The following is a 4,262-nucleotide window of genomic DNA, read 5'->3' on the forward strand; positions in this document are numbered from 1 at the left end:
AAAAAACATCGCTGCGATAAACAACACGCCAACCGTAACCGCCGTCAGCCCGGTGCGGCCACCAGCGGCAACCCCGGCGGCGCTTTCCACGTAACTGGTGACTGGCGGCACGCCGACCATGGCGCCGAACACGCTGGAGGCGCTGTCGGCTTTCAGGGCGCGGGAGAGGTTTTCGATCTTGCCGTCGGCATTCACCAGGCCTGCACGCTGGGCCACGCCCATCAAGGTGCCGGCGGTGTCGAACATGTGCACAAACAGGAAGGCGAACACCACGCTGATCATGCTGACGTTGAACACGCCCATCACGTCCATGGCCATCCAGGTCGGCGCCAGGCTTGGCGGAGTGGCCAGGATGCCGTGGTACTCCACCAGGCCCAGGCCCCAACCGGCGAGGGTCACGGCGATGATGCTGATCAGGATCGCGCCGAATACCCGGTGGTAGCTGAGGATCGCAATCAACAGGAAGCAGATGGCCGCCAGCAATGGGGCGGGTTCATGCAGGGAGCCGAGCTTGATCAGGGTGGCCGGGCTTTGCACGATGATGCCGGCGGTTTTCAGGCCGATCACCCCGAGAAACAATCCGACGCCGGCGCCCATGGCATGGCGCAGGCTCACCGGAATGCTGTTGAGCAGCCACTCGCGAATGCGTGAGAGCGTCAGGATCATGAACAACACACCGGAGATAAACACCGCACCCAGTGCCGTCTCCCAGTTGTAGCCCATGGTCCCGACCACGGTGTAGGTGAAAAACGCGTTCAGGCCCATGCCCGGCGCCAGGCCTACTGGCCAGTTGGCGTACAGGCCCATCAGCAGGCAACCCAGCGCGGCGGCGATGCAGGTGGCGACAAACGCCGCGCCGTGATCGATGCCGGCGTCGGCCATGATGTTGGGGTTGACGAAGATGATGTAGGCCATGGTGATAAAGGTCGTGAGGCCAGCGATCAGCTCGGTCTTCACTGTGGTGCCATGCAAGCGGAGTTTGAACAGGCGTTCCAGCCAACCGTTGTGGGTTGGCGAGAGGTCGAGCGTAGGGGCTTCGGATTTGCGGCTTTCCACAGCAAGTACTCCTCAAGAGTTTTATTGTTATTTCCAGCGCCGGACACATGAGTGGGCAGCAGCGCTTTGAGGTACCAGCGGGTTTTGTTGACCAATAGGTCAGGAACTCGCACGAAGCGAATTATGCTTTTGTATACAAATAAAGCAAATAATGTTTTCTATTTTGTGTGCGAAAGGGGATGAAAGGCAATTCAGGATTGGCCACTGAGTGCCTTGTTTACCGCCAGCCAGCCTTCTACCGCCGTCTCGCCTGCCTCGGCAAACGCCCGTTGCAGCAGCTTTACCTGTTCGCGCCGCAGCGATTGTTCGAAACGCCGGCCTTCCTCGGTCAACTCCAGCAGGCGCTTACGCTTGTCGGTCTCGGACGCCACGCTGTCCACCAGGTGCATCTCCTGCAGTTGGCGCAACGGCATGTTCAGCGCCTGTTTGCTCACGCCGAGCAGTTCCAGCAGCTCCTTGACGCTCAAGGCCGGGTAGCGCGCGATAAAAAACACGATGCGTTGATGCACCCGGCTCAAGCCGCGGCGCTCCAGCATTTCGTCAGCCTTGGCGGTGAACGCCTGGTAGCCGAAAAAGAAGGCTTCCATGGCGGTTTGCTGGCTGGTCTGGTTTTTAAGGTCAAGCATATTGACGTATCTGCCCAAGTCGTCGTAATTTCGGTCAAGCAGTTTGACGTATTTTCCCCAGGCTTTGCTACCGGTGACCCTTATGGCCTTCTCAGAACGTGTTTCGCGTCTTAAAAGCTCCCTGATCCGTGAAATCCTAGCGGCGGCGCAAAAGCCGCAGGTGATGTCCTTCGCCGGTGGCCTGCCGGCCGAAGTGATGCTGCCCACGCTGGATTGGGAAGGCATGCCGCTGAATATCGGCCAATACGGCATGAGCGAAGGCGAGCCACAGTTGCGTGAATTGCTGGCGGCCGAGGCGCGGGTGCTGGGTATTGCCTGCGATGCGCGCCAGGTCATGGTGGTCAGCGGCTCCCAGCAAACCCTGGACCTGGCGGCCAAGCTGTACATCGACAAGGGCACCAAAATCCTCCTGGAAGGCCCGACTTACCTTGCGGCATTGCAGATTTTCCAATTGTTCGGCGCCGATTGCCTGACCGTACAGCTTGAAGCGGACGGTCCGGACCTCAGAGCCTTGCGCAGCAGCCTTGAGCAGCATCGCCCGTCCTTCGTCTACCTGATCCCGACGTTCCAGAACCCTTCGGCGGTGCGCTACAGCGATGCCAAGCGCGAGGCCGTCGCCGCGTTGCTGGACGAGTTTGGCGTAACCCTGATCGAAGACGAACCCTACCGCGAACTGACCTTCGACGGCGGCAGCGCACAACCCATCGTCAGTCGGCTGAAAAAGGCCAGCTGGATCTACACCGGCACGGTATCCAAGACCTTGTTGCCCGGCCTGCGGGTCGGCTACCTGATCGCCAGTCCGGACCTGTTCCCGCACCTGCTCAAACTCAAGCAGTCAGCCGACCTGCATACCAATCGCGTTGGCCAGTGGCAGGCGATGCAATGGATCGGCACCGAGAAATACCAGCATCACCTGGTAGCGTTGCGCAGCTTTTACCGGGGCCGGCGCGACGCGTTCCAGGCTGCACTGGCGCGGCATTTCAGCGACTTGGCCGACTGGCAAATACCCCAGGGCGGATTATTCTTCTGGCTGACCTTGAAACAGCCGCTCGATACCCGCACCTTGTTGGCACCTGCGCTCGACCAGGACATCGCGTTCATGCCCGGTGAACCGTTCTTTTCCGAGCCGGACAATCATCACGGTCACCTGCGGCTCAATTTCAGCCATATCGACCCGGCGCGCTTGGACGAAGGTCTCAAGCGTCTCGCTGCGGTGGTCCGTCAAGCACAGCACGCGCAAGCGGCATAGGGGAGCCTCCATGTACAAGGTCTACGGCGATTACAAATCGGGCAACTGCTACAAAGTCAAACTCATGCTCAGCCTGTTGGGCATCGACTATGAGTGGATCGATGTCGACATCCTGAAGGGCGACACCCAGACCGCGGAGTTCCTGGCCAAGAACCCCAACGGCAAGATCCCGGTGCTGGAGCTGGAAGACGGCACCTGCCTGTGGGAGTCCAATGCGATTCTCAACTTCCTGGCCGATGGCAGCGAGTTCCTGCCCAGCGAACCGCGCCTGCGCACCCAGGTTCTGCAGTGGCAGTTTTTCGAGCAGTACAGCCACGAGCCGTACATCGCGGTGGCGCGGTTTATCCAGTTTTACCTGGGGCTGCCGGAAGATCGCCTGGAGGAATACAAGAAGCTGCACAAGGGCGGTTATAAAGCCCTGAAGGTGATGGAGCGCCAGTTGCAATTGACACCGTATCTGGTGGGCGACCAATTCTCGATTGCCGACGTGGCGCTGTATGCCTACACCCATGTGGCGGATGAAGGTGGCTTTGACCTGAGCGCCTATCCAGGCGTGCAGGCGTGGTTGAAGCGCGTGGCCAGCCATCCCAAGCATGTGCCGATGCTGGGCTGAAATGCGCTCAAAAATGTGGGAGCGGGCTTGCTCGCGAAGGCGGTGTACCAGTCAGCACATGTATTGGCTGACCCACCGCCTTCGCGAGCAAGCCCGCTCCCACATTTAGTTTTGCGGTGCGCCAGGTAATTCTTCACTGAGCAACTCAAAACAGCGCTGCGCCGCTGGGCTCAACGGCTGTCCACTGCGACTGATCAACCCGATCTCCCGGTTCACCCCCGGATGATCAATGGTAATCCGCTTCAACCCCTCCAGACTGTCCGCCGCCGATTCCGGCAACACACTGATCCCCAAGCCCTGCCGCACCAACGCCAACACGGTCGACATGTAGTTGGCCTCCATCCCCGCGAGCATCGTCAGGCGTGTTTCATCGAACAACGCGTCCACCTGTTCCCGCACGCTGCTGTCGCGGCCGGTGAGGATGATCGGCTGGTCGGCCAGTTGCTCCAGGCTCAACTTTGCAAAACGAGTCAGCGGATGAGCCAGCGGCACGAACGCACATAACCGATCATTCAGCACCGGCACAAACGCCAACCCGTGGCTCAGCCGCGCCCGCACACCAATACCGAAATCCACCTCGCCCGAACGCACTTGCGCATGAATGCGGTGAGCAACCAGGTCATGCAAGCGCACCTCGATCCCGGCAAAACGTTCGCGAAACAGGCGCAGGGCGGGAGGTAACGCGCCGGCGCACACGGAGGGCAGGGCGGCGATGGTC

5 protein-coding genes are annotated in these 4,262 nt (G+C 60.2%); 2 read left to right on the forward strand and 3 right to left on the reverse strand.

What is annotated here, in order from left to right; translation table 11 throughout:
- On the reverse strand, positions 1-1,056 hold a 1,056-nt coding region (locus HX846_RS10090; protein ID WP_178965333.1), incomplete at its 3' end, for an NCS2 family permease.
- Positions 1,057-1,247: 191 nt separating this feature from the next.
- Positions 1,248-1,682, reverse strand: coding sequence for a MarR family winged helix-turn-helix transcriptional regulator (locus HX846_RS10095; protein ID WP_003212841.1), 435 nt, complete (start codon positions 1,680-1,682; stop codon positions 1,248-1,250).
- Between the two features lie 82 nt (positions 1,683-1,764).
- Here HX846_RS10095 and HX846_RS10100 point away from each other — a divergent pair, with 82 nt between their 5' ends.
- A complete protein-coding gene (locus tag HX846_RS10100) occupies positions 1,765-2,931 on the forward strand; it encodes a PLP-dependent aminotransferase family protein (protein ID WP_134326011.1) in 1,167 nt (388 codons plus the stop codon).
- Between the two features lie 10 nt (positions 2,932-2,941).
- A complete protein-coding gene (locus tag HX846_RS10105) occupies positions 2,942-3,544 on the forward strand; it encodes a glutathione S-transferase family protein (protein ID WP_008432197.1) in 603 nt (200 codons plus the stop codon).
- A gap of 105 nt (positions 3,545-3,649) precedes the next feature.
- Here the strand turns inward: HX846_RS10105 and HX846_RS10110 are convergent.
- On the reverse strand, positions 3,650-4,262 hold a 613-nt coding region (locus HX846_RS10110; RefSeq protein WP_178965334.1), incomplete at its 5' end, for a LysR substrate-binding domain-containing protein.

The sequence above is a fragment of the Pseudomonas sp. K5002 genome (genome assembly GCF_013386655.1).
Taxonomy (GTDB): Bacteria; Pseudomonadota; Gammaproteobacteria; order Pseudomonadales; family Pseudomonadaceae; genus Aquipseudomonas.

Bases quoted from the DNA above. Each gene is read 5' to 3' on its own strand.
- HX846_RS10095 (WP_003212841.1), bottom strand. From the start codon at position 1,682: ATGCTTGACCTTAAAAACCAGACCAGCCAGCAAACCGCCATGGAAGCC.
- HX846_RS10105 (WP_008432197.1), top strand. From the start codon at position 2,942: ATGTACAAGGTCTACGGCGATTACAAATCGGGCAACTGCTACAAAGTC.
- HX846_RS10100 (WP_134326011.1), top strand. From the start codon at position 1,765: ATGGCCTTCTCAGAACGTGTTTCGCGTCTTAAAAGCTCCCTGATCCGT.